Origin of the sequence: Georgenia faecalis, assembly GCF_003710105.1 — a bacterium.
Lineage (GTDB): Bacteria > Actinomycetota > Actinomycetes > Actinomycetales > Actinomycetaceae > Georgenia_A > Georgenia_A faecalis.
The window spans coordinates 466,921-491,326 of the sequence record NZ_CP033325.1 but is presented as its reverse complement, the minus strand read 5'-3'; the positions used below and the strand labels follow the sequence as shown (position 1 = coordinate 491,326).

22 protein-coding genes are annotated in these 24,406 nt (G+C 73.7%); 14 read left to right on the top strand and 8 right to left on the bottom strand.

Annotated features, from left to right (window positions below; all coding sequences use genetic code 11):
• Positions 1 to 150 precede the first annotated feature (150 nt).
• Positions 151 to 642, top strand: a complete 492-nt coding sequence (locus EBO36_RS15200; RefSeq protein ID WP_127573435.1) for a hypothetical protein — start codon at positions 151 to 153, stop codon at positions 640 to 642.
• A gap of 7 nt (positions 643 to 649) precedes the next feature.
• Positions 650 to 955 (top strand): transcriptional regulator, encoded by a 306-nt coding sequence (locus EBO36_RS02015; protein WP_122823150.1) that lies wholly within the window; start codon positions 650 to 652, stop codon positions 953 to 955.
• 47 nt (positions 956 to 1,002) lie between these two features.
• On the opposite strand, the gene EBO36_RS02010 is transcribed toward EBO36_RS02015, so the two are convergent.
• From EBO36_RS02010 to EBO36_RS02000, 3 genes are read right to left on the bottom strand one after another with little or no spacing between them, the layout of a single operon-like run.
• Positions 1,003 to 2,043 (bottom strand): FAD-dependent monooxygenase, encoded by a 1,041-nt coding sequence (locus EBO36_RS02010; RefSeq protein ID WP_122823149.1) that lies wholly within the window; start codon positions 2,041 to 2,043, stop codon positions 1,003 to 1,005.
• A 35-nt stretch (positions 2,044 to 2,078) separates the two neighbouring features.
• The gene (locus tag EBO36_RS02005) at positions 2,079 to 2,900 is read right to left on the bottom strand and encodes an NmrA family NAD(P)-binding protein (protein ID WP_222928752.1); all 822 of its coding nucleotides are present in this window, start codon (positions 2,898 to 2,900) and stop codon (positions 2,079 to 2,081) included.
• 24 nt (positions 2,901 to 2,924) lie between these two features.
• Positions 2,925 to 3,548 (bottom strand): GNAT family N-acetyltransferase, encoded by a 624-nt coding sequence (locus tag EBO36_RS02000; RefSeq protein WP_164471295.1) that lies wholly within the window; start codon positions 3,546 to 3,548, stop codon positions 2,925 to 2,927.
• Positions 3,549 to 3,876: 328 nt separating this feature from the next.
• Here EBO36_RS02000 and EBO36_RS01995 point away from each other — a divergent pair, with 328 nt between their 5' ends.
• Both EBO36_RS01995 and EBO36_RS01990 read left to right on the top strand, forming a co-directional pair.
• Entirely contained in the window at positions 3,877 to 4,428 is a 552-nt protein-coding gene (locus EBO36_RS01995; RefSeq protein WP_222928751.1) for a GNAT family N-acetyltransferase, read from the top strand.
• A gap of 30 nt (positions 4,429 to 4,458) precedes the next feature.
• Positions 4,459 to 5,463, top strand: coding sequence for a phosphotransferase family protein (locus EBO36_RS01990; protein WP_122825382.1), 1,005 nt, complete (start codon positions 4,459 to 4,461; stop codon positions 5,461 to 5,463).
• 182 nt (positions 5,464 to 5,645) lie between these two features.
• Here the strand turns inward: EBO36_RS01990 and EBO36_RS01985 are convergent, their stop codons facing one another.
• Positions 5,646 to 7,022 (bottom strand): MFS transporter, encoded by a 1,377-nt coding sequence (locus EBO36_RS01985; protein WP_244925338.1) that lies wholly within the window; start codon positions 7,020 to 7,022, stop codon positions 5,646 to 5,648.
• A gap of 231 nt (positions 7,023 to 7,253) precedes the next feature.
• Here EBO36_RS01985 and EBO36_RS01980 point away from each other — a divergent pair, with 231 nt between their 5' ends.
• The 4 genes from EBO36_RS01980 (at position 7,254) to EBO36_RS01965 (ending at position 10,396) form a co-directional block, all read left to right on the top strand.
• Positions 7,254 to 7,814, top strand: a complete 561-nt coding sequence (locus EBO36_RS01980; protein ID WP_122823145.1) for a toxin-antitoxin system HicB family antitoxin — start codon at positions 7,254 to 7,256, stop codon at positions 7,812 to 7,814.
• A gap of 9 nt (positions 7,815 to 7,823) precedes the next feature.
• Positions 7,824 to 8,663 carry a DUF4097 family beta strand repeat-containing protein gene (locus EBO36_RS01975; protein ID WP_122823144.1) on the top strand — a complete coding sequence of 280 codons (840 nt, stop codon included), beginning with the start codon at positions 7,824 to 7,826 and terminating at the stop codon, positions 8,661 to 8,663.
• A gap of 185 nt (positions 8,664 to 8,848) precedes the next feature.
• Positions 8,849 to 9,625 (top strand): ABC transporter ATP-binding protein, encoded by a 777-nt coding sequence (locus tag EBO36_RS01970; RefSeq protein WP_122823143.1) that lies wholly within the window; start codon positions 8,849 to 8,851, stop codon positions 9,623 to 9,625.
• Positions 9,626 to 9,634: 9 nt separating this feature from the next.
• Positions 9,635 to 10,396, top strand: a complete 762-nt coding sequence (locus tag EBO36_RS01965; protein WP_122823142.1) for an ABC transporter permease — start codon at positions 9,635 to 9,637, stop codon at positions 10,394 to 10,396.
• A gap of 117 nt (positions 10,397 to 10,513) precedes the next feature.
• Here the strand turns inward: EBO36_RS01965 and EBO36_RS01960 are convergent, their stop codons facing one another.
• The 3 genes from EBO36_RS01960 to EBO36_RS01950 all read right to left on the bottom strand — a co-directional run bounded on the left by EBO36_RS01960 (position 10,514) and on the right by EBO36_RS01950 (position 17,235).
• Positions 10,514 to 11,242 carry a DUF72 domain-containing protein gene (locus EBO36_RS01960; protein WP_122823141.1) on the bottom strand — a complete coding sequence of 243 codons (729 nt, stop codon included), beginning with the start codon at positions 11,240 to 11,242 and terminating at the stop codon, positions 10,514 to 10,516.
• Between the two features lie 380 nt (positions 11,243 to 11,622).
• Entirely contained in the window at positions 11,623 to 16,374 is a 4,752-nt protein-coding gene (locus EBO36_RS15835; protein WP_122823140.1) for a lamin tail domain-containing protein, read from the bottom strand.
• Positions 16,375 to 16,527: 153 nt separating this feature from the next.
• Positions 16,528 to 17,235, bottom strand: a complete 708-nt coding sequence (locus EBO36_RS01950) for a YoaK family protein (RefSeq protein WP_122823139.1) — start codon at positions 17,233 to 17,235, stop codon at positions 16,528 to 16,530.
• A gap of 279 nt (positions 17,236 to 17,514) precedes the next feature.
• On the opposite strand from EBO36_RS01950, the gene EBO36_RS01945 reads away from it, so the two are divergent.
• Both EBO36_RS01945 and EBO36_RS01940 read left to right on the top strand, forming a co-directional pair.
• Positions 17,515 to 18,180, top strand: a complete 666-nt coding sequence (locus tag EBO36_RS01945; protein WP_122823138.1) for an SDR family oxidoreductase — start codon at positions 17,515 to 17,517, stop codon at positions 18,178 to 18,180.
• 110 nt (positions 18,181 to 18,290) lie between these two features.
• A complete protein-coding gene (locus EBO36_RS01940; RefSeq protein WP_222928750.1) occupies positions 18,291 to 19,490 on the top strand; it encodes a diacylglycerol/lipid kinase family protein in 1,200 nt (399 codons plus the stop codon).
• Between the two features lie 7 nt (positions 19,491 to 19,497).
• Here the strand turns inward: EBO36_RS01940 and EBO36_RS15195 are convergent, their stop codons facing one another.
• Positions 19,498 to 20,226, bottom strand: coding sequence for a FadR/GntR family transcriptional regulator (locus EBO36_RS15195; RefSeq protein ID WP_164471294.1), 729 nt, complete (start codon positions 20,224 to 20,226; stop codon positions 19,498 to 19,500).
• 217 nt (positions 20,227 to 20,443) lie between these two features.
• On the opposite strand from EBO36_RS15195, the gene EBO36_RS01925 reads away from it, so the two are divergent.
• The 4 genes from EBO36_RS01925 to EBO36_RS01910 all read left to right on the top strand — a co-directional run bounded on the left by EBO36_RS01925 (position 20,444) and on the right by EBO36_RS01910 (position 24,372).
• A complete protein-coding gene (locus tag EBO36_RS01925) occupies positions 20,444 to 21,442 on the top strand; it encodes a zinc-dependent alcohol dehydrogenase (RefSeq protein WP_122823137.1) in 999 nt (332 codons plus the stop codon).
• Complete coding sequence (locus tag EBO36_RS01920; protein ID WP_122823136.1) at positions 21,439 to 22,023, top strand: TRAP transporter small permease; 585 nt, start codon at positions 21,439 to 21,441, stop codon at positions 22,021 to 22,023. Before EBO36_RS01925 ends, EBO36_RS01920 begins: the two co-directional genes overlap by 4 nt.
• A gap of 1 nt (position 22,024) precedes the next feature.
• Positions 22,025 to 23,287 carry a TRAP transporter large permease gene (locus EBO36_RS01915; RefSeq protein WP_122823135.1) on the top strand — a complete coding sequence of 421 codons (1,263 nt, stop codon included), beginning with the start codon at positions 22,025 to 22,027 and terminating at the stop codon, positions 23,285 to 23,287.
• Between the two features lie 77 nt (positions 23,288 to 23,364).
• On the top strand, positions 23,365 to 24,372 hold the full coding sequence (locus tag EBO36_RS01910; protein ID WP_164471293.1) for a TRAP transporter substrate-binding protein: 1,008 nt from the start codon (positions 23,365 to 23,367) through the stop codon (positions 24,370 to 24,372).
• The last annotated feature ends 34 nt before the right edge of the window (positions 24,373 to 24,406 follow it).

Sequence of the window (24,406 nt, the reverse complement as noted above, 5' to 3'; positions counted from 1 at the left end):
CTCCCGCAGGGGGTGGGTGTCGTCGGGGCGCGACAGGTGAGGCCTGGCGTGGTCCCGGTGCCCGGACGGGCGGGGCCGGGCCGGGCGGGGCCGGGCCGGGCCGGGCGACACCTAGTTGCATATTCTGCAAGTAGATGCGAACCTGGCTGCATGGAGGAGCGACCCAGAAGAACACCGCCCGCGGACACGAACGGGACCTGTGGCGGGGACCAGAACCTCCTGCCGGAAGCCGATGTGACCGTCACTCCGGAGCGCGCCAGAGAACTGCTTGCCTCCGTGCCGAGCCGGCCGCGACGCCGCCTCGGCCCGCACGATCACGCCAGCGCTCTCGCCACCATTGCCATGTCCTTGCTCTCGGGGCTAGTGGCCCTCTCCGGGCACCCCTGGTGGGCGATCCCGCCGGCACTGGTGGCCGTCATCGTGGCCCACCGATGGGTCGCAGGCCGACGGCAACGCACCAACGAGCCCCGCCTGGGGGCGGCCTCGTGGGTGTCTACCCTCTTCAGCGTGTGGCTCGCGCTGCCCATCTACAGGGGAGTTCGCTTCGGCGAGACCGCACCGTTCCCCGAGGCGCTGATCCTTGGTGGGTTGGCCCCAGCAGCGTGGCTGCTGTTCTACCTCTGGCTGCTGATCCGCCGCTGAGGGCACCATGGGATACCAGGACCTCGACGCGCACCTTCTGGCGCCCAAGCGCTTCGTGACGCTCGCCCACCTGAACCAGGTCGAGCAAGCGGACTATCCAGCCCTGCAGCGATCCACGGGCATGTCGACCCCTGATCTGTCCAAGATCATCCGGGACCTGGAGGAGCGGGGCCTCGTCGAGGTGACAAAGCAGCGCAAGAACCGCTACGGCCACACGGTGGTGCGCCTCAGCCCGCAAGGGCAGAAGCAGTTCGTCACGCTCGTCCGCACGCTCGCCGAGACCGCCGGTCAGCGCCCGCCACTTCGCCACTAGAAGGGGTCTCGGCGGTGAGGTCGCGACTACGCGCGTCCGCACGGTCGTCAGCTGAGGCGTGCGGCCGCCGCCACCGCGACATTCCGCGCCGGCACCAGGTGCTCGGCCGTGCTCAGCCGGTTGGCCAGCCGCGCCATGCGGACGACCCGGGTCGCCGCCGGACGGCGGGCGGCGTCGTACTGGCGCAGGCCCGAGGCCACGTCGGGGGCGGCGGAGAGCGCCTCGGTGAGCGCCGCCGCGTCGAGCAGCGTCTCGCAGGCGCCACGGCCCAGGTTGGGGGCCATCGCGTGGGCGGCGTCGCCGACGAGGACGACGTTGCCGGCGACGTACGAGGGCAACGGCGGGACGTCGTAGAGCCGTCGCTCGTCGACGTCGGCCAGGTGGTCGAGCACCCGCTGCACCCCGCGGTGCCAGTCGCCGTAGAGCTCGCGCAGGCGCGTGGCGGCCTCGGCCTCCGTCCGGCGGGCTCCGGCGCCGTCGGCGTCGCCGTCGGCGCCGTCACGGAGGCACGCGAACCAGTTCGTGGCGCCGTCGTGGCGGGGGGTGATCCCGAAGAGCTGGGACCGTCCCCACGTCTCGCTCACCGCGCGGACCGCGCCCGGGGCCGTGCCCCGGTAGGCGATCGTGCCGAGCGGCCGGGGCGCCACGCCGAAGTGCACGGCGCGCACCACGCTGCGGACGCCGTCGGCGCCGACGACGACGTCCGCCTCCGGGAGCACGCCGCTGCCGTCGACCCGCCGGCCCCACTCGACAGTCTCGCCCGGCCGGCCCCGCGCCAGCGCCGCGAGCAGCGCGGGACGCGAGACCAGCCGGGCGGTGCGCCCGCGCCCGATCCGGGCGATGGGCGTGCCGTCGGGGCGCAGGATCGCCGCGCCACGCTGCTCGACCGAGGCCGCACGGACGTCGTCGCCCGCGCCGAGGGCGTCGAGCGCGCGCATGGCCTCGGGCCACATGCCCAGCGCCGTGCCGGCCTGCGGCAGGTCGGCGCTGCGCTCGAGCACCCGCACGGACCAGCCCACCCTCAGCAGGCCGCGGGCCACGGCGAGGCCGGCGATCCCGCCTCCGATGACGACGGCCGATCCGCGCATGGCGCTCCTCCGGTTCTACGGGTGGTACCGGGAACCTACTGCCACACCCCGCGCGCCGCGGCGGCGGCGACGTAGTCGGCGAAGGGCCGGGCGGGGCGGCCGAGGACCGCCTCGACCACCCCGGTCGGATGCGTGTCCCCCGCCTCCGCGACCGGCGCGAAGCTCTGGATGAGCCCCTCGACCGCCTCCTCCGGGAGGCCGACGGCGAGCATCTGCTCCCGGTAGGCCTGCGGCGTGCCGTCGAACTCGACGGGGCGTCCGATGGCGTCGGCGATGAGCGCGGTGGCCTCCCGGAAGGACAGCGCCGTCGGCCCGGTGATCTCGAGGACCTCCCCCAGGTGGGCGTCCGTGGTGAGGGCCTTCACGGCGACGGCGGCGATGTCGTCGCCATCGACGAACCCCTGCTTCGCCTCCCCCACCGGCATGCACAGGCGCCCGCCGACGATGCCGTCGCGGAAGAAGGTCTCGAAGTTCTGGGCGAACCAGTCCGGCCGGATGATCGTCCACTCCAGCCCCGACGCGCGGACCGCGCGCTCGGCGCCCTGGAGCCGGGTGACGTTCATGAGGTCGACGGCGCGGTCGGAGTGGAGCACCACCCGGCGCACCCCCGCGGCCCGGGCCCGGTCGAGGAACCCGTCGGGGAGGTCGACGTCGTCGGGCAGGAGCAGGTAGATCCGTTCCGCGCCGTCGAGCGCGGCGTCCCAGGTGGTGGGGTCGGCCCAGTTCAGCGGGGGGTCGGTGTGCCGGCTGGCGGCACGGGCGGGCAGGCCGCGGTCGAGCAGCTGGGCGACGACGCGGTGGCCGATGGTGCCGGTGCCACCGAGCACGAGCACCGGTGGATGAGCGGTCGTGGTCACGGGTGTCCTTCCTCGTTGTCGACGTCAGGGGCGCTGTCTGCCCGGCGGGCGGACCATGAACCAGTTGGGGACCCCGAGGACGCCGGCCTGGTGGACGACCTCGAAGCCGAACCGGCGGTAGAGCCGGACGTTGGCGAGCCGGTCGGTCTCCAGATACCCAGGGGTACCGCCGTCGTCAAGGTCTTTCACGTACCGGCCCAGCAGCGCGCTGCCGATCCCGCGGCCCCGGAAGCGGGGGTCCACGGCGACCGGGCCGAGGTGGGAGTGCGGCGTCGCCGGGTCGTGGCGCCCCCACGTCGCCAGCCACCGCAGCAGGCGCGGGGTGCTGGTCCGCGCCTGCGCCACCGTGGGCATCAGCCGCACGAGCTGGCGCGCGTCGGGCTGGCACCGCGGCGACGCGGTGTGGGCGGCGACGCCGACCAGCCGCTCGCCCTGCCACGCGCCGAGGACCGGGCGGTCGGCGAGCATGGCGGTGAAGGCGCGGTGCATGACGTCCACCCGCCGACGCCCGTTCGGCCCAAGGGCGGCGACGTGCATGGGGTTGTTGCGCATCGCCCGCGCCGCGAGCGCCGCCGCGGCCTCCCGCTCCGACGCCAGGACCGGCGCGATCCGGACGGACGCCGTGGGGACCGGCGCGGTCGTGTCCATGTGCTCTCCTCGTCTCGCTCCCGTGCTGCTCGAGGTGCCCACGCTAAGAATGGCGAGCACCGCTGACATCCGACCGGGGGCGCCGGGTGCGGTCGCCTCCTGCCCCGGCGACGTCGCCGTCGCGCGTATCCCGCCGTCGCCGGGGAGCGACAGCGGACGACGGCGGCAGACGGACGCCGTCGCGCACGGACGCTGCCTACGGTCCTGCTGCGGCCCGCGACGTGGGCCCAGGCGCCCCGCGGTGCTCGGTGGCTACGGCCACGGCCACGGCCACCGCGGGGACGCCGGACCATGGCGGCGGATGCCCGCCGGGGAGGAGACTGGTCCGATGGACCTCATGACTGAGGTGGCGCGTGTCGACCTGGCGCGCACCGAGGAGCTCTCGGCCGGCGCCCGCCGCGCGTGCCGTGACCTGCTCGTCGACGTCTTCGGTGACGACTTCGGCGAGGCCGACTGGCACCACTGCCTCGGCGGCCGGCACGTCCTCCTGAGGGTGGCCGGGGAGCTCGTGGGGCACGGCGCAGTCGTTGAGCGCCAGCTGCACCACGGCGGCCGCCGCCTGCGGGCGGGCTACGTCGAGGGGCTCGCGGTGCGCGCCGACCACCGCGGGCACGGTCACGGCGCCGCGCTCATGGTGACGCTCGAGGCGCTCATCCGTAGCCGCTACGACGCCGGCGTGCTCAGCACCACCGAGGCGGCCGCGGGGTTCTACGCCGCGCGCGGCTGGTCGTTGTGGCGGGGGCCGTCGTCGGTCGTCACGCCCACCGGGGTGGAGACCACGCCCGACGACGACGGCGGCATCTACGTCCTGCCCGTGCGGGCGGCGCTCGACCTCGACGGCGAGATCACCTGCGACTGGCGCGAGGGCGACGTGTGGTGAGCGCAGGTGTGGCGGACGGTGCCGGGCCAGATGGGTGATGCCGGGCTGGCGGACGGTGCCGGGCTGGCGGACGCCGCGGCGGTGACGCCGCCTGACGTGGACGCGCTGCGGGCGGTGGCGCGGGACGTGCTCGCCACTCACGGCCTCCCCGCGCGCTCCTTACGCCTGCTCGGGGCCGGGCTCGACCACGCGGCGTTCGAGGCTGACGGCGAGGTGGTCGTCCGGATCGCCGTCGGGGGTGCGGGTGAGTCCGAGGTAGCAGCAGAAGTGCGGCGGGAGGCGGAGCTGCTGCGCGCCGTCGCCGCCGTGGTCCCCGTGGCGGTGCCCGTGCCGCTGGTCGTCGACGGCGACCGGGGGTGCCTCGCCTATCGGCGGCTCCCCGGCCGGCCGCTGCTCGGCCTTCCCGACGCGCTTGACCACGCGTCGGAGGTCGGCAGCGCCGTCGGCGCGGTGCTCGCGGTCCTACACGCCCAGCCGACCGACCGGTTCGCCGACCTGCTCGACGTCGACGACGTGCCCGCCGACGAGTGGCTCGCGGAGGCGCGCGCGGTCTACGCCGGGGTCGCCGCCGAGGTGCCGGCGGAGTTCCGTCCGCGGATCGAGGCCTTCCTCGACGCGGCGCCACCGGCGGCCGGGACGGAGCTGGTCGTCGCGCACAACGACCTCGGCGCGGAGCACCTGCTCGTCGACCCGGACACCGGGGAGCTCACCGGCCTGCTCGACTGGAGCGACGCCGCGCTCACCGACCCGGCCCGCGACCTCGCGCTCGTGCTGCGCGACCTGGGGCCGGTCGGGTTCGAGGCGGCCCTGCGCACGTACGGCGAGGGTGGCGGCCGGGGCGCGCGCGGCCGTTCCGCGCGCGGCGAGCGCGCCCTTAACCACGGAGACCTCCGCGAGCGCGCCATCCTCTACGCGCGGTGCGCGGCGCTGGAGGATCTCGCCTACGGGCTGGAGCCGGGGCACCGGCCGTACGCCGACGCCGCCCGGCGCGCGCTCGGCTGGCTCTTCCCGCCAGCGGCCGACCCCTCGGCCTGATCCCCCTCCCCCCCACCACACCCTCACCACCCCCTCTTTGGTGATCTTGCAGAGACCCTGACCACCCTCGCGCTGAGCACCCCGCGCCGGTGCCCGCGGGGCAGCCGCTTCACGCCGTCCCGCTCAGCGTTTCTGCACGATCACGAGGGATGGGGGGCAGGACGCGCGCCGCCCCTGCCCACTTACCGGACCGAGCGCGCCGGCTCCCGGGCGGCGCTCGCCTCGGCGCGCCGACGAGCGACGCCGACGAGCAGCACGATCGCCGGGGCGAGGAGAAGCGCGCCGGCCACGTTGACCGCCTGAAAGCCGCCGAGCGCGAGGATCGGCCCGGCGAGCGCCGCCGCCGCGGCGCCGGCGTAGCTCATCCCGGCGTCGGTCGCCCCCTGGAGCGGGACCCGCACGGCGTCGTCGGAGGTGCTGGCGATGAGCGCCGAGGCGGAGATGGTCGTCGCCGACCAGCCGACGCCCAGCACCGTCAGCGCCACGGCGGTGAGGACACCGTCGCCACCCGCCGACGTCCCCGAGGACGCCGCCACGAACCCGAGGACGACGGCCACGCCGAGAATCCCCACGCCGAGCGCGGCGATGCGGACGGCGCCGTACCGGTCCGCGAGCCAGCCGATCACCGGGCTGAGCGCGAACATGCCGAGAACGTGCAGGCTGATGACCACGCCGACCGCCTCGAGCGACATGCCGTGGTGCTTCATGTGCAGGGGCGTCATCACCATGACCATGACCATCACGGCGTGGCCACTCGCCAGGAGGACGACGGCGAAGCGGGCCAGCGGGTGGGACAACGCCCAGCGCAGGGCCGCCCACGCGCCCACGGTCGCCGGCGCCGCGACGACCGGGGCCGCGGTGGTCGACGCCGCATCGGTCCGGTCCGCCGTCAGCAGCTCCATCGCCGGCGAGTCCTCCGTCCGGACGTCAACCCTCGCCTCGCCGGCGTGCACCGGAAGCGATGCGTCCGCCGTCGTCCGGGCGGGGCGGTAGAGCAGGGCGACCACCAGGCCCCCGAGCGCGAAACCCACGAGCGAGAAGAGGTACGGGCCCGCGAGCCCGGGGACCCCGACGGAGGACCCGAGACGTTCACCGGCGGCAGTGAGGTTCGGGCCGACGACCGCGCCGACGGTCGTCGACCACATGACGATCGAGATGGCCTTCGCCCGGTTGACCGCAGGGACGCCGTCGGACGCGGCGTAGCGCGACTGGAGGTTGACCGCCTGCGCCACCCCGAACAGGCCGAGCCCGGCGATGAGCACCGCGATCTGACCGAGGACCGCCGCCGTGATGATGAGCGCCGCCCCGACCAGCGCGATGGCGTAGCCGGCGGCGAGGGACCACCGGCGCCCGCGCCGGGCGGCCAGGGTCGCCAGCGGGATGGCGGCGACGGCGGCGCCCAGCACGCTCGCCGCCTGCCCCAGGCCGGCGACGGCGGTGCTCCCGTGCTCCTCGACGAGGAGCGCGCCGACGGCGGCACCGGAGGCGACCCCGACGCCGCCGAGGAGGTTGGTGGCGACGAGGACGGCGATGGGCCGCCGGTCGAGGGCAGTTGCCACGGGTGTCTCCTTGGTCGGTGGGGTCGTGGCGTCGAGTCGTGGGCAATCCCCCAGGATGAGCGCCGCAGCGCGGGGAGTCCAGAGAGTTTCGGCGCGCCCGCGTCTCTGCACGATCACGGGGGGCGGGGGCGCCGGCATTTCTGCACGATCATCACGGGGGTGGCGAGCGCGTGCGCCATCGCGGCGCCACACCCCCTTGTCATGGTGCCATTGTGGTGCCACAGTGGTGCCATGGACCTCACGCCCTACGTCGCTCAGCTCCGGAGCGACCTCGCCGCAGCCGCCGACGCCGGCGGCTCGGACGCCCGCGCGCTCGCCGACCGGCTCAGCGCCCCGCTCGAGTCCAGCGCCCGGCTCGTCATCCTCCGGGCGCTGTCCGACGCCGCCGCCGCCATCACGCTGGAGATGGCGCCGGGCTCGGTCGAGGTCCGGCTGCGCGGCCTCGACCCGGACTTCGCCGTCAGCCTCCCCACCCCTGAGCACCCTGACGAGGACCGGGGACCGGCGACGCCCCCGCCGTCGTCGGGACATGCCGGGCCCGCGAGCACACCGGCGGACCCGACCGCCCGCGGCGACGACGGCGCCACCTCCCGGATCAACCTCCGCATCCCCGAGCCGCTCAAGGCGCGCGTCGAGGAGGCGGCCGCCGCGGAGGGCCTGTCGGTCAACGCCTGGCTCGTCCGGGCGACCGCGGCGGCGCTCGAACCGGCAGGCGGCGGCGCCCGCCGGAACAGCCCGGGCCACACCTTCGCCTACACCGAGGGCACCCGCTACACCGGATGGGTGCGCTGAGGAGCGACCATGAGCCCCACCTTCGCCACCCCCGGCCCGGTCAGCCTCGACGTGGACACCTCCGTCGGCGACATCTACGTCACCGCGACCGACACCACCCAGACTGTCGTCACCGTCCACCCCAGCGACCCGGGGCGCGCCGCCGACGCCAAGGACGCCGAGCAGACCATCGTCGAGCACACCGGCGACCGCATCACCGTCCGTACCGCCAAGCGCTTCACCGTCTTCGGCCGGGGCGGCGCGGTGCGCATGGACATCACCGTCCCGGAAGGCTCCGCCGTCCGCGTCAAGGCCGCCATGGCCCACGTCCGCACCACCGGTCGGCTGGGCGAGACGACCATCGCCGTCTCCATGGGGGACATCCGCTGCGAGGAGACCGCCAGCGCCCGGTTCAGCACCGGTACCGGGGACATCACGGTCGACCGGGTGGCCGGCGCGACGATCGTCGGCGGCGCGGGCGCCATCCGCATCACCGAGATCGACGGCGCCGCCACCGTGAAGAACGCCAACGGCTCCACCTGGATCGGGTCGGTCGGGGGCGACGCCCGGGTCCGCGCCGCCAACGGCGACATCACCATCGACGCCGCGGGCGGCGGCGTGGACGCCCGCTCCGCGTGCGGCAACGTGCGGGCGCTCGGGGTCACCCGTGGCACCGTCAACCTCCACACCTCGGCCGGGTCGGTCGACGTCGGCGTCCGGCGCGGGACGGCCGCCTGGCTCGACGTCGCCACGCAGTACGGCCAGGTCACCACCTCCCTCGACCCGGCGGACACGCCGGAGACGACGGCGCAGACGGTCGAGGTCCGCGCCCGCACCAGCTTCGGGGACGTCACCGTCCACCCCGCCTGACCGCGTCGGGCCGACCGGCCCGCCGCCACGCCCACCACCCGCGCCACCCGCGCCACCACCCCCGCTGCGACCCACCGAGTCATCGCCGGGGTACCCCCATGCCTCGAACCGGCCCTGCCACGAGCGGGCCCACCGGGGTCGACCGATCGACCCATCCACCACCTCGCGAGAACCCAGGAGATCCCATGCCATCCACCGCTCAGGGGCCCGCCATCCGCGTGCAGGGCCTGACCAAGTCCTTCGACCAGCTCCACGTCCTGCGGGGAGTGGACTTCGACGTCGCCCGCGGCACCGTCTACGCCCTCCTCGGCTCCAACGGGGCCGGCAAGACGACCATCGTCCGGATCCTGTCCACGCTCCTCGCGCCCGACGCCGGGACGGCAACCGTCCACGGGTTCGACGTCGTCCGGGAACCGGCGCGGGTGCGCGAGTCGATCAGCCTCACCGGCCAGTTCGCCGCCGTCGACGAGGTCCTCACGGGGCGCGAGAACCTCGTGCTCGTCGCCCGCCTGCGGCACCTGCCCGAGCCGCGCCAGATCGCGGACGACCTGCTCGCGCGCTTCGACCTCAGCGACGCCGCCACACGCAAGGTCGCCGAGTACTCCGGCGGCATGCGACGCCGGCTCGACATCGCCATGAGCCTCGTCGGGCACCCGCCCGTGATCTTCCTCGACGAGCCGACCACCGGCCTCGACCCGCAGTCCCGCCTCGAGGTGTGGCGGACCGTGCAGGAGCTCACCGCGGGCGGCACCACGGTGCTGCTCACCACCCAGTACCTCGACGAGGCCGAGCAGCTCGCCGACCGGATCGGCATCCTCCACGAGGGCCGGATCATCGCCGACGGCACGCTCGCCGAGCTCAAGCAGCTCCTCCCGCCGGCGCAGGTCGAGTACGTCGAGAAGCAGCCCACCCTCGAGGAGATCTTCCTCGCCGTCGTCAGCTCCGGACACCAGGACAGGTAGGGACCCGCCATGACCACGCACGCCTTCTCCGACACGGCCGTCCTCACCGGACGGTCCCTGCGCCACGTCACGCGCAGCCTGGACACCGTCATCACGGTGACCCTCATGCCGATCGCGTTCCTGCTCATGTTCGTCTACGTCTTCGGCGGCGCGATCAACACCGGCACGGGTCGGTACGTCGACTACCTGCTGCCCGGCATCCTGCTCATCACCATCGCGACGGGCACCTCCTACACGGCGTACCGGCTGTTCCTCGACCTCAAGGGCGGGATCTTCGAGCGCTTCCACTCCATGCCGATCACCCGCTCGTCGGTGCTGTGGGCGCACGTGCTCACCTCGCTGGTGTCGAACGCGATCTCCGTCGCCGTCGTCGTGGCGGTGGCGCTGGTGATGGGATTCCGCTCCTCGGCGGGGCCCCTCGCGTGGCTCGCCGCCGCCGGCATCCTCACGCTGTTCACGCTGGCGCTCACGTGGATGGCCGTCATCGCGGGCCTGTCCGCCAAGTCGCCCGACGGCGCCGGGGCGTTCTCCTACCCGATCATCTTCCTGCCGTTCATCAGCTCGGCGTTCGTGCCGACCGACACCATGCCGGGTCCGGTGCGCGCCTTCGCCGAGAACCAGCCGGTGACGTCCATCGTCAACACGATGCGGGGGCTCTTCGCCGACCAGCCGGTCGGCACCGAGATCTGGGTCGCGCTGGCGTGGTGCGTGGGCGTCACGGTCGTGGCCTTCGCGCTCGCGCTGGTGACGTACCGCCGCAAGGTGGCCTAGCCGCCGCTCCGTAGCCGGGGCCGGCTCCACCCCGGCCCCGGTTCCGGCGCACCCCTACGTGATGATCGTGCAGAAACGCTGACGACCGCGCCACACCTCCCGGGGCCGGACACCAGATCAGCGCCCCAGCAGCTCGCGCAGGCGCCACGCGTTGCGGACCGCGTTGCCGCCGCCGTCGTTGTTGAAGTAGGCGAGCACCTCGCGTCCCGAGGCCTCCCACTCGCGCATCCGGTCCGCCCACCAGCGCAGGTCGTCGTCGGAGTAGGACCCGCCGTAGAGGTGGTCGTGGTCGGGGCCGTGCAGGCGCACGTAGACGAAGGGGGCCGTCGTGCGCAGGACGCACGGCAGGCCCGCGCCGCTCATGACGCAGTAGGCGGCGCCGTGCCGCTCGAGGAGGCCGTAGACGGCGTCGTCGTGCCAGCTCGGGTGGCGCAGCTCTACCGCCACGCGCACCCACCACGGGAGTCGGCCCAGGAAGTAGTCGAGGCGGGCGTCGTCGCGCTCCTGCTGCGGGCCGAGCTGGACGAGCAGGACCCCGCGCGCCTCCCCCAGCTCGTGCCACGAGCCGGCGATGCGCTCGGCCCACCGCTCGGGTGCGTAGAGCCTCTTCGCGTGGGTGAGCCCACGGGGAGCCTTGACGGACAGGACGAACCCCTCGGGCGTGCGCCGGCGCCAGCTGGCGAAGGTGACGTCACGGGGCCACCGGTAGAAGCTCGCGTTGAGCTCGACGGTCCCGAACGCCTCGACGTACCGCGCGAGCCGGTCCCGCGGGGGCATGCCGTCGGGGTAGAGCACGCCCGTCCAGTGGTCGTAGCTCCAGCCCGACGTGCCCACGTGGATCGTCACCCGCCCCACCTCCGGCGCGAGCCTACGGCCCGGAGAGGGGCCCCCGATCGATGGATGGGCGAGGGCCGCCGGCGCCAGCAGTCATCGAGGACGGCGTCATCGGTGGCCTCGGCTCGTCGCGACGCCGCGGACCGGCGGCTCGAACGCTGGCACCTGCGCACTATGGCGGGCGCCGCACGCCGCCCGCAGGCGATCCGGAGTCGCAACCCCGCCCCTATGGGTGAGATCGCAGCGCTATGAGCACCACGATGTCCCCCAGTAAGCCAGGTCCCCACCAGTCAGCACTTCTGCAAGATCATGACGGGGGGGGGGGGAGGGGTGACGGCGAAGCCCCGACGTAGCAGTCGCTACGCCGGGGCTCGCCGGTCAGTCACCCAGGATCAGGAGCTCGCCTTCCGACGGCGGTGGGTGAGCAGCGCCCCACCCGCGGCCAGCAGGAGGAGGGCCACGGCCCCAATCCCCATGCCGACACCGGTCCTCGAAAGCTCGCCTTCGCCGGAGCGGTCCGAGCTGCCCACACCCGGTTCGCCCATGCCGGGCGCGCCGTCGCCGGCCCCGCTGCCAGGGCCACCAGCACCCGGGTCACCGGTGCCAGGCCCACCGTCCGTGGGCCCGCCATCCGTCGGCCCACCACCCCCAGGCCCACCGTCCGTGGGCCCACCGTCGGTCGGCCCGTCCGTCGGCCCACCGTCGGTCGGCCCACCGTCGGTCGGCCCACCGTCGGTCGGCCCACCATCGGTCGGCTCGTCCGTCGGCACCTCGGTGCGGGCAAAGGTCACCTCCCACACCTCCGAGTCGGCCTCGCCACCGAAGTCGTCGGTCGCGGTGACGTACCAGCCGTACGTGCCGTCGGCCGGCGCCCAGGACACCGCCACCTCCGACCCGCTCGCCACGCCCTCGACCCGGCCGAGCACACCAGCCGCGTCGTCGGCAGCGCCGCCACCAGCCCCGTCACCGAGCTCGACGTCCGTGAGCACCTCGGCGCGGAACGCGTCGCCGCTCAGCTCCTTGACCCGGCTGACGATCCCCGCGGTCTCGTAGGAGATGACGAAGTCCTGGTGCTCCAGGTCGAGCGTCTCGTGGTCGGAGTTGTAGACCTCGAGCGACGGCGAGTACGTCCGCACGCGGATCTCCTCGTCCTCGTTGTCGAACTGCAGGAGCCGCAAGTACCCGAGGCCGCCCTCGGGCAGGCCCTGGTAGTCGAAGAGCATCTGCGTGACGGTCCGGTCATCGACGCCGTCACCGTCGTCGTCGAAGGAGTCGTAGCGCGTGTAGGCGTCGTGGTAGTGCCCGGACATCACCATCGAGACGTTGGCGTTGGTCGCCACCACCTCGTCCTGGATCCGCTGCGGGATCGGCCCGAGCCCACCGGTGGTGAGGAGGTACTCGTGGAGGTTGATGATCGCCACGCGCTCGGGGTACTCGGCGAGCACGGAGTTCATCCACGCGATCTCCGCGTCGCCCGGGTCCCAGCCCATCGACACGACGATGAAGTCGATGCCGCCGGCGGTGAACAGGTCGAAGTGGCCGCGGTTGTCCGCGTAGGAGCCGCCGTACCAGGGGTTGCCGGAGAAACGCGCCTCGCCGAAGAACCGGCTGTACTCCGTGTAGTCGCTGTCGAAGTTGCCGACGTCGTGGTTGCCCGCGAGCACCCCGTACGGCAGGCCCGCCTCGTCGAGCATCCGGTAGGCGGGGTCGGCGTTGGCCCACTGGTAGGGCTGGTCGAAGTTGTCGACGATGTCGCCCGTGTGGAAGAGGTACTGCAGGTTGACGTCCGCCCGCTGATCGAGCAGGTAGCGGTGGATGTTGAGCTGGTGGTCGTAGAACTCCTCGTTGTAGTACTGCGTGTCCGACTCCCACGCGAGCGTGAAGTCGTACTCCGCGCGCGGGGTGTCCTGCGGGTGCGCCGGTTCCGCGACCGACTCCCGCGTCGAGAGGTTCTCCCCCGCCCAACCCTCGGAGTGCTGGACGAGGAACCGCGCGGCGCCGTCGACCAGGTGGTCCGCCGTCGGCACGTCCGCCTCCAGGGCGAACGCCTCACCGTCGGTGAGGTGCCGGTCGACCTCCTCCCACGCGCCGTCGGCCGTGTTCCACACGTAGAGCAGCACCTTCGCCGCCTCGTTGGCGGTGCCGTCCCAGCGCACGCGCACCGACGCCCCCTCCCCCGCGTCCGCGGGGACGGCAACGTCGAACGCCTGGTAGGGCAGCGCGTCCGCGCTGGTCACGGAGGCAGACTCCCCATCCATCGTGGCGAGCGCCGCGCGCTGGGCGTCGTCGAGCTCCGTGCCGTCCCGCTCGGGAGCGAGCGCGTCGCGGGTCTGGCCGGAGCGCGCCGTCACGGCCGCGTCCGTCGGGTCATAGGCGAAGGCCTCCCGGAATTCGACGTCGAGGTCGTCACCCGTCGGGTCGCTCACCCGGGCGGAGAGCTCGAGCTCGGGAGCCGCAACGGACACGCCGTCCTCGGGCGCGAGGAGCTCGACGGCGGGGTCCTCGTCCGGCACCTCGAAGGTCTCGACGAGCTCGGCCGTGTTGCCCGCGGCGTCCGTGGCCGTCACCGCGAACGTGTGCGCGCCCACGGCGAGGTCGCTCGACGACGTCGCGTGCGGCAGCTCGACGGGCTCGCCGTCGAGCGTGGCGAGCACGTCGGCCACCTCGGTGGTCGCGTCGGTGACCTCGGCGTCGAGGGTGATGGCGCCCTGGAGGAGATCCCCCTCGGCGCGGTCCGCGCTCACGCGCGACGTGACCACGGGCGCCGTGTTGTCGACGACGACGGCGGCGCGGGCCGTGAACTCGCCGTCCGTCGCGGTGACGGCATGCTCGCCGTCGTCGGCCCCGGTGGTGTCCCAGGCGTAGCCGACGGCCGTGTAGGCGTCGTCGGGGATGGTGAAGACGGCCGGGTAGTTGTCGTACTGACCGTCGTTGGAGTCGCCCATCGACAGCGCGCCGCCCGTGTAGCCGGCCGGCGTGAGCGTGCGGCCGTCGGGGAGGATGAGCCGGGGGTTGGAGATCGAGTAGTCGTCGTTGTTCTCGTTGTCGTCCTCGCACGGCCAGGCCTTCGTGCCCGAGGAGACGAGGATGGTGAGGTCGGCGCCCTGCTCGAGGTAGCCGAGCGGCACCGGCGCGGTGACCGTCTCGACGTCGGCGTACGTGCCGCGCTCGAAGAGCGTGAGCACCTCGCCGGTGGCGCACTGCTCGTTGGTCGTCTCGCCCTCACCCGGCATGACGACGGCGTTGCGGAACCGGTCGTCCGTGGCCGTCACCTCGACGGCGAACACCGGCGCGGACTCGAGCTGCGCCGTCGTGGGGGTGCGCTCGACGCCATCGATCGCGAGCGTGAGGTCGGCCGGGAACGCCTCGCCCGCGGCGGAGAGGGTCGTGGCGCCGGAGAGGACGTCGCCGTCGGAGACGCTGAGGCGGACCGGGGCGGCGTTGACACCCTCGACCGGGACGCGCACGACGTCGGTCGCCGTGACGTTCGTGCCGTCGGAGACGACGAAGCGGTACTCGTAGTACGCCTTGCCGATGAGGTCGACGGCGCCCACCGTGTGGGCATAGCCGTCCGCGTCACCGCGCAGGAGGTTGACCGTGCGCGCGGCATCCTCGACGTCGGAGCGCAGCTCGAGGGTGACGCTGCGGACGAGGGAGTCGTCGGTGATCGTCGCGGAGATGGTGAAGTCGCCGCTCGGGTCGATCGTGGCCGGGGTCGTGTCCGCGACGACGGGCGCTGCCGTGTCGGGCGTCATGGCCGTGAGCTCGGTGGGGACCTGGTCCGCGTCGACCGCGCCGGGCGTGGCGGGCCGCGGGCCGAGGAGGCGCTGGAGCGCAAAGTCCGCGGGGTCGACCGCGTACGTGAGCCCCTGGTTGAGCTGAACGTCGCGGGCGCCGTTGAGGTTGTAGAGCCCGCCGTTGACCGTGACCCCGGTGTCCGTGATGACCTCGATGCCGCGGGCGCTGCCGTTGGCCATGCCGCCGGCCGCGATCTCGAGGATCTGCGCCTCGGGGACCGCGGTGCCGTAGAAGGCGTTGAAGTCCGCGCGGGTGAGCTCGGCGTTGGGGCCGTTCTTGATCCACAGGACGAGCGTGTCGCCGGGGGCGACCACGGCGCCCTCGGGGGTGGCCGGCCACAGCGCGGAGGAGCCGCTGTCCGGGTAGAGGTAGCGGATCTGGTAGTCGGCGAAGTCGATCGGCTGGGTGGTCGTGTTGTAGACCTCGATGTACTCGTAGCCGTCGCTCGCGCCGACGTTCGTGCTGTCGACGACGAGCTCGGTGAGCAGGAGGGTGCCGACGACCGAGTCCGCGGCGGGACCGGGGATCGGGGCGGCCGGGTCCGTCGTCGGGTCCTCGGTGGGCTCGTCCGTCGGCTCCTCCGTCGGCTCCTCCGTCGGCTCCTCGGTGGGCTCCTCGGAGCCGCCGCGGTCCTCGAGCTGCGCGGGGTCGACGACGCCGGGGCTCGGCGCGGCGTTGGCGGCGAGGACGTCCATCGACCCCTGGGCCGGGTCGACCGGGGTGCGGAACTGCGCCGCCTGGTCGATGCCCGTCGAGCCCGGCGGGTAGTGCGACCACCCCACGACGGCACCGTCGCCGTCGGCGACGCGGATCGTGCGCCCGCCGCCGTTGGCCAGCCCGGGCTGACCGGTCACGCGGACGACGTCGTACCCCGCGGTTGAGCCGCCGCGCGCCGCCCAGAACGCGCGGAAGTACGCCTCGTCGTAGGCGAAGGAGTCGACGTTGCCGTCGGCGCTCTCGTAGGAGACCCAGAAGACCGTCGTGCCGCCGGCGGGGACCACCGTCCCGGCCGGGGCCGTGAGCGGGACGGTGTTGCCAGTGTCGGCGGAGTCGTCGAAGGCGTACGAGAACGTGTAACCGCCCTCGCCGATGACGAGGTCCTCGGTCGTGGTGTTCGTGACCTCGAAGTACTCGACGTGGTCGTGGCCGTCGGGGTTCGGCACGATCTCGGTGACGACGAGCGGCCAGGTCGTGGCGGGGGCCGCGGTGGCGGTGGTCGCCGGCGCCGTGGCGCCGAGGACGAGGGCGGCCAGGGCGGCCGTGACGACGCCGGCCCGGAGCCGGGGGCTCGGGGCGCGGAGCGGGGGGCTCGCGGCTCGGGGCGGTCGAGCGGATGGGGCGCGCATGGGCAAGGGAACTCCTCCGTCGGGTGGGGACGGCAGGAACGTAGGGCGCCCCCATGGCCAGCCGATGAACGGTGCCGGTCCTCATGCCGAACAGCGGGCGGATCGTTCCCGACGGCGAGCGCCGCTCCGCGGTTGAGCAGCCGCGGCCCCGGCTCAGGGCCGCGCGTCGGCAGCGATGTCCGCCAGCTGCCGCCGTCGGACCACGAGGAGCACCACGACCCCGACGAGCATGAGGCCCGCCGCCAGGGAGAGCGCCGCAGCGCCCGAGACGTTCCGGTCGACGCCGGCCCCGACCGCCGCCCCGAGGACGAGCGCGACCACCGAGAGGACCCGGTCGAGCCAGCCGGCCCGCGCCTGCGGCGGCGCCCCGGCGAGGCGGCTGTTGCGCGCGATGTTGGCGAGGGTCCCGGTGACGACGACGGTCGTGATGTCCGCGTTGCCGAGCGGCTTCACCGCGACGATCTGGGAGCCCATGACGACGGCGAGCAGCGCCGTGAGGACGAGCGTCTGCCCGCTGCCCAGCTCGCCCGCCGCCAGCCACAGCCCGCAGAGCGCCGCGGCTAGCGCCGTCCCGCCGACGAGCGCCCACACCGTCGTGGTCGGCAGGGGGCTCGCCTTGCCGTGCGGGACGAGACGCCCGGCGATGAGGGCGCCGAGGAGGAATCCCGCGACGGCCACGAGGTTGTTCACCGGGTTGCCGGCCTCGCCGGTGAGCGCGAACCCGAGCAGGAGCAGGTTGCCGGTCATGTTCCCGGTGAAGACGCGCTCGAGGCTGAAGTAGCAGACGGCGTCGACGACGCCCGCGGCGGCGGTGAGGGTGAGGAGCCCGATCGCCGAGAGGTCGCGCAGCGACAGGCTCATCGGGGGTGCCCGCCGATGAGGCACTGTGCCCCTGCCCCGCCGCTGCGGCCGCGCATACCGACGACGCTAGCCCGCCTCACCTGACGCCGCAGGAGCGCGGACCGCCTGGCCGTGGTCCCCTGCCGCCCCGCCCCCTGACCCCCGATCCCCGCCCCCTGACCCCCTCTCTCGTGATCGTGCAGAAAACGCTGAGCCTCCCCGGGGCGCCCGGGCTCACGTCCCGCACCCTCGCCCCTCACGGCATGGAGTGGGCTCGTCCCGCTCGGCTACCGTCCCGTCATGCCTCTTGCACTGGTGACCGGCGCCGCCCGGGCGAACAGCATCGCGGCGGGCGTCGTGCCGCGCCTCGTGAACGACGGGTGGCAGGTGGCCACCAGCGACCTCGCCGACGCCGACTACCCGTGCGACCTGTCGACCCCGACCGGCCCGCACGAGCTCGTCGCCGCCGTCGTGGGCGACCACGGTCCCATCAGCGCGCTCGTGCTCAGCCATGCCCACGACGTCCAGTCCGGGATCCTCACCACCACCGCCGAGAGCCTCGACCGCCACATGGCGGTCAATGCCCGCGCGAGCCTCCTGCTCATCGCCGCGTTCGCGCGCCAGGTTCCCGCCGACGGCGGCGCCGTCGTCGCCTTCACCAGCGACCACACCACCGGCAACCTGCCGTACGGCGCGTCGAAGGCTGCTCTGGACCGCATCGTCATCTCGGCCGCGCGCGAGCTGGGTCCGGTCGGCGTCTCCGCCAACGTCGTCAACCCGGGACCGGTCGACACGGGCTGGATCGACGACGACCTGCGTACCGTCCTGATCCCGGCCCATCCGCTCGGGCGGCTCGGCACGCCCGCGGACATCGCTGCCGTCGTGGCGTTCCTCCTGTCCCGCGAGGGGCGCTGGGTCTCGGGGCAGCTGCTCCACGCCGACGGCGGATTCTCCGCCCGCTTCTAGGTCGCCGGGGAGCGGGCCCAGCGTTTCTGCAAGATCACCACATGGGGTTTCTGCACGATCACCACATGGGGGTGGGGACCCCCTCCCGCGCCTGCGCCAAGTTCCCTACGATGACCCGCAGTGCGTTCACCGGTGTGCGCACGACCAGCCCGATGGGAGCGCTCAGTGCGGACGACGTCGATCGACGGGCCAGGGCCGTCGTGATGGCGCGCGCCTTCTGTCTCCTCGTCAACCCCGCCTCCGGCGGGGGCGCCGCCACGGCCGCGGCGGGCGCCGTGACCCGGGTCCTCCGGGCGGCCGGCGCCGACGTCGAGGTGGCCCACAGCCGCTGCAGCGAGCACAGCGCGGTCCTCGCGCGCGCCGCCGTCGGCCGGGGGGCGGTGGTCGTCGCGGTCGGCGGGGACGGCACCGTCGCCTCGCTCGTCGGTCCGGTGGTCGCGGCGGGCGGCGTGCTCGGCATCGTCCCCGGCGGCCGGGGCAACGACTTCGCGGCGCAGCTGGGGATCGGCCGGTCGCCGGAGGACGTCGCCGCCACCCTCCTCACCGCCGAGCCGCGCCGGGTCGACCTCGTCGACGTCGGCGGCCGGCTCGTCCCGGGGAGCGTCTTCGCCGGCGTGGACTCGCTGGCGTCGGAGTTCGTCGACGGCGCCCGGCGGCTGCCGGGACGGCTCCAGTACCCCTACGCGGCGGTCCGCGCGGTGCTGGCGTTCCGGCCCGCGACGTACCGGATCACCGTCGACGGCGTCGAGCACGTCGAACGGGCGTGCACCGTCGTCGTCGCCAACTCGGGCCAGTACGGCCACGGCATGCACATCGCCCCGGGGGCGGCGCTCGACGACGGGCTCCTCGACGTCGTCCTGGTCCGCGCGATGTCGCGGCTGCGGCTGCTGCGCTTCTTCCCCTCGGTGTACTCCGGCCGGCATGTCGACCTCGAGGAGGTCGAGGTGTGGCGCGGCCGGACGGTCTCCCTCTCCGCCGACACCGCGGTCACCGCCTACGCCGACGGCGAGCGCCTCGTCGACCTCCCGGTCACCGCCCGCGTCCGCCCCGGGGCCCTGGCGGTGCTGGCGCCCGAGCCGGTGACGGCGGCCGCAGCCGCCCCGGCGGCATCGTCCGCGACCCTCGCCACGGCCGCCTCGGCGGTGTCAGCCGCGACGGCCGCCGCGGCCGCGCTGGCCGTGGCCGTGGTGCAGCCCGCGCTCCGCGCCCGCGCCGCATCGCGCGCCCCCACGCCGCCGGCTCCCGCTCCCCCACCGCCGGCAGGCAGCACCGCACCCGCACCGCCGGTCCCCACCGCCCCGCCGTCATAGACCGCGGTCAGGTCGCCGCGCTCTCCTGGTGCCGGACCCAGGTCCCGCGCACCTCGTTGAGGTGGTCGAGCATCGCCTCCCGCGCGCCGTCGGCGCGGTGCGCGTCGAGGTGCTCCACGATCGCCCGGTGCGCCCGGGTGACGACATCGATGCGGCGGGGGTCGTAGGAGAACGTCGCGATGCGCGTCTCCATGAGCCCCTCGCCGAGCACGTCGTAGAGCATGACGAAGAAGTCGTTGCCGGTGGCGACGGCGAGGCCGCGGTGGAAGGCGTAGTCGTTGGTGGAGGCGGCGACGATGTCGTCGGCGTGGCCGGGGAGCTGGTCGCAGAGGTCGGCGAGCTGGGTGAGGTGCGCGTCGTCGATGCGCTCGGCGGCGAGGCCGGCGACGGCGACCTCGAGGGTCGCCCGTACCTCGTGGAGCTGCAGGTACGGGACGTTGGGGCCGTGGTGGAGGAACATCTGGAGCATCTGGCCGACGTCGTCAATGCTCGTGCGGCCCACGCTCAGCCCCGACCCGGGGGTGGCGACGACGATGCCCTTGGCGGTGAGGGCGCGCAGGGCCTCGCGGACCACGGTGCGCGAGACGCCGTAGGTCTCGCACAGCTCGCGCTCGGAGGGCAGGCGGTCCCCCGGCCGGAGCCCGCGGGCGAGGATGTCGTCGCGGAGCGCGTCGGCCACCTGGTCGGAGAGCCGGCGCTGCCGGACGATGCCGCTCGACGGCGAGGGGTCGGGCACCGTTCCTCCTTGGGCTGACGATCGCGCCATTGTGCCCTGCGGCACGCCCCACACCCCACCGCCGTGAGACCTGGGGCACAGAGCATGGCAACCTGTATGACAGGATACGGTCATTCCAGTCACACCGGATGCCCCGCCGACGTCGGCCCGGCACCGGACGACTGTCCCGCCACGCAGAGCAACGCGGCCCGAGAGTCGCGGGGAAGAGCAGCAGTCCATGCGCGCCATCAGATTCGAGACCTCCGGGACCGCCCACGTGGTCGACATCCCCCGTCCGACGCCGGGTCCCGGGGAGGTCCTCGTCGCCGTCACGTCCACCGGCGTGTGCGGCTCGGACCTCGCCGCCCTGCGCGGCACGCACCCGTTCCGCATCCCGCCGCTGATCTCCGGCCACGAGGCCGGCGGGCGCGTGGCCGAGATCGGCCCCGACGTCGACGGCGTCACCGTCGGCGACCGCGTCGTCATCGACCCGCAGCGCCCGTGCGGCGCGTGCGAGCGGTGCCGCGTGGGCCGCTACCACCTCTGCGCCGACAAGGAGATGCTCGGCATCGCCGAGTGGGACGGCTCCTTCGCCGAGCACGTCGTCGTGCCCGCCTACACGCTCGTGGCCGCCCCGGACGACGTCGACGACGCCCACCTCGCCCTCGCGGAGCCCATCGCGGTCGCCGCGCACGCCGTGGCCCAGCTCGGCGCCCGCCCTCACGACCGCGCCCTCGTCCTCGGCGGCGGCACGATCGGCGCCCTCATCACCCAGGTGCTCCGCGACGCCGGCGCCGCAGAGGTCGACGTCGTCGAGCCCCGCGAGCACGTCCACCCGCTCCTGCGCTCCCTCGGGGCCACGGGCGTCCACACGCCCGACGCCGCCCTGGAGGCTGGCTCCTACGACGCCGTCTTCATCGCCGCGGGCGTCCCGGCGCTCGTCGACCGCGCCTTCGAGACGGTCGCCCCGGGCGGCGCGATCGTCCAGGTCGCCGTGTTCAACCAGCCCGTCCCGGTGCCCGTCGGCCAGGTGCAGGTGCGCGAGATCGCCCTGCTCGGGACGGCGATGTACACCAAGGAGGACTTCCGCACCGCCCTCGAGGTGCTCCGCCGCCACCCGGACCTCGCCGACGCCCTCGTCACCCGCACCACCTCCCTCGAGGAGGGCGCCGCGATCACCACGGCCATGGCCGCCGACGGCCCCGGGGACATCGTCAAGCTGGTGATGGTCCCGTGAGCGCCGCCCGGCTCGTGCGCGGGGTGCTCTCCGGCGCCGAACGCGTCCTCATGACGATCTCCGGCGTGGCCATCACGCTGGTGAGCGTCGTCCTCGTGCTGCAGGTGTTCATGCGGTACGTCCTCAACAGCCCGACCGTGTGGTCGGAGGAGTTCGCCACGCTCATGTTCGTCTGGTGCGTCATGGCGGCGATCCCCGTCGCGGTGCGTCACAGCGAGCACATCGCCGTCACGATCGTCGTCGACCGCCTGCGCGGCACCGCCCGCCGGGTCGTCGTCGCCCTCGGCTACCTCCTCTCGGCCGGCCTGTTCGGCCTCGTCACGGTCTACGCCGCGCTCATGCTCCCCACCGGTGCCCGCCAGCTCATGACCGGGCTCACCATCGCCACCGGCACGGACATCTCGCTGCTCGCGATGTACCTCATCGTCCCGATCGGCATGGGCTTCTCCTTCGTCTACGCGCTCGAGAAGCTCGTCGCGACGCTGCGCGGGGAGTTCGACACCCCGCTCGACCCGGTGCAGGCCAACGCGCCCGAGCTCGAGCCCGCCGCCGTGCCGACCTCTCACGACAAGGACGCCTGACATGCCCCTCATCCTCGGCGGCGTCCTCGTCGTCCTGCTCGTCATCGGCGCGCCCGTCGGCGTCGCCATCGGCCTCGCCTCGTTCGCCGCCCTCGGCGTCGACGGCGTCCCCCCGGAGGTCGGGGCGCAGCGCTTCGTCGCCGGCATGCGCTCGTTCCCGCTGCTCGCCGTCCCGCTGTTCGTCCTCGCCGGCGCCCTGATGAACGCCGGCGGCATCACCCAGCGGCTCATCGACTTCGCCTACGCCGTCGTCGGCCGGATCCGCGGCGGGCTCTCCGCCGTCAACGTCCTCACCAACGTCGCCTTCGGCGGCATGTCGGGCTCCGCCGTCGCCGACGCGTCCTCGGTGGGGCGCCTCCTCATCCCCCAGATGCTGCGCCGCCACTACTCCCCGGGCGACGCCGCCGCGGTGACGGCCACCGCCTCGATCATCGCGCTCGTGCTCCCGCCGAGCATCACGATGATCATCTACGCCGTCGCCGCCGAGGTGTCGGTGAGCGCGCTGTTCTTCCACGGCCTGTACATCGGCCTGGGCTTCGGCGCCGTCTACCTCGTCACCGGCTGGCTCATCGCCCGCAAGAAGGGCTACCCGGCCGAGACCGGCGTCGGCGCCCGGGACGTGCTGCGCGCCGCGGCCAAGGCCGTGCCCGCCCTGACGATCCCGGTCATCATCCTCGGCGGCATCCGCCTGGGGATCTTCACCGCGACGGAGGGCGGGGCGGTCGCGGTGCTCATCGCCGCGATCCTCGGCGCCGTCGTCTACCGGGAGCTCACGTGGCCGCGCATCGTCAAGGCGATGCGGGAGACGACCATGCTCGTCGCCGCCATCATGCTCATCATCGCCATGGCCCAGGCCTACTCGTGGGCGCTCGTCACCGGCGGGACGCCGCAGATCGTCGCCGACGCCGTCCTCGGGCTCACCGACAACATGGTGCTCATCCTGCTCGTCGTCAACGTGCTGCTGCTGCTCATCGGCACCGTCGTCGAGGGCAACGCGGCGATCATCATCTTCACCCCGATCCTCCTGCCGGTCGTCACGGCGGCAGGCGTGGACCCCGTCCACTTCGGCCTCATCGTCGTCATCAACCTGGCCATCGGGCTCATCACGCCGCCGGTCGGCATCAACCTGCTCATCACGAGCCGGATCGCCGGGATCCCGATGGAGAAGTCGCTGCGGGACATGGTCCCGTGGCTCACGGTCTCCGTCGCCATGCTCCTGCTCGTCACGTACGCCCCCGTCCTGCTCGGCCTCGGCACGTACTGACCGAGCACCGACACCTCGCTCTCCCGGCGGGCGGGGGCCACCGCCCCCGCCCGCCCCGCACACCGAAGGAGCTTCCCGTGGGGAAGAGAACGACCTCGCTCCACCCTCGCCTCGTCGCCCCCGTGGCGGGCGCCGCCCTCCTCCTCAGCGGCTGCGCCGCCACGCCCGACGACGCCGAGCCGGATCTCCTGCTGCGCCTGGGCCACTCCTACGGGACGGGCAGCCTCCAGGACCGCGCCGCCCAGCGCCTCGCCGAGCAGGTCGCCGAGGTCTCCGGCGGCGACGTGCGCATCGAGGTGTACCCGGCCGCCCAGCTCGGCAGCTGGGAGGACATGCAGGAGGGCCTCGAGTTCGGGGCCGTCGACATGGTCATCGAGTCGGTCGGCTCGTTCGAGCGCTACACCGGCCTCGCGGCGATCGAGGGCGTGCCGTTCCTCTACGAGGACGAGGAGCAGTTCCTCGAGGTGTGGGACGGCCCCCTCGGCGAGGAGATCATCGAGGCGATCCGTGAGGACACCGGGTTCCTCCTCCTCGGGCAGATGTACCGGGGCCCGCGCGTGCTCAACACCCAGCGCCCCATCACCGAGCTCGCGGACGTCCAGGGCCTCAAGCTGCGGGTGCCCACCCAGCAGACCTACCTCGACACCTGGGAGTCGCTCGGGGCGAGCCCCATGCCGCTGGCGCTGAGCGAGGTGTTCTCCGCGATCGAGCAGGGCGCCGTCGAGGGCCAGGAGAACCCGGCCGACGTCGTCCGGTTCAACTCCTTCTACGAGGTCGCGCCGCACGTCACCCGCACCGAGCACATCTACGGCAACTTCCACTTCCAGGTGTGGGCGGACGCCTACGAGGCCTGGCCGGAGGACCTGCGGGATATCGTCGACGCCGAGATCGACGACGTCTCCGAGTGGTACGAGGAGACGTCGATCTCGGAGCAGCAGGCCAACGTCGACTTCCTCGTCGAGCACGGTGTCGAGTTCCACGAGATCGACCGCGCCGAGTGGGCCGACGCCACCGCGGAGGTCCTCGACCACGTCGACCCGCAGGTCGCGGACTGGGTCGAGCGGATCCGCTCGAACGACACGTGAGCGCCGACGGCACGCCCGGCACGACGACGAACGA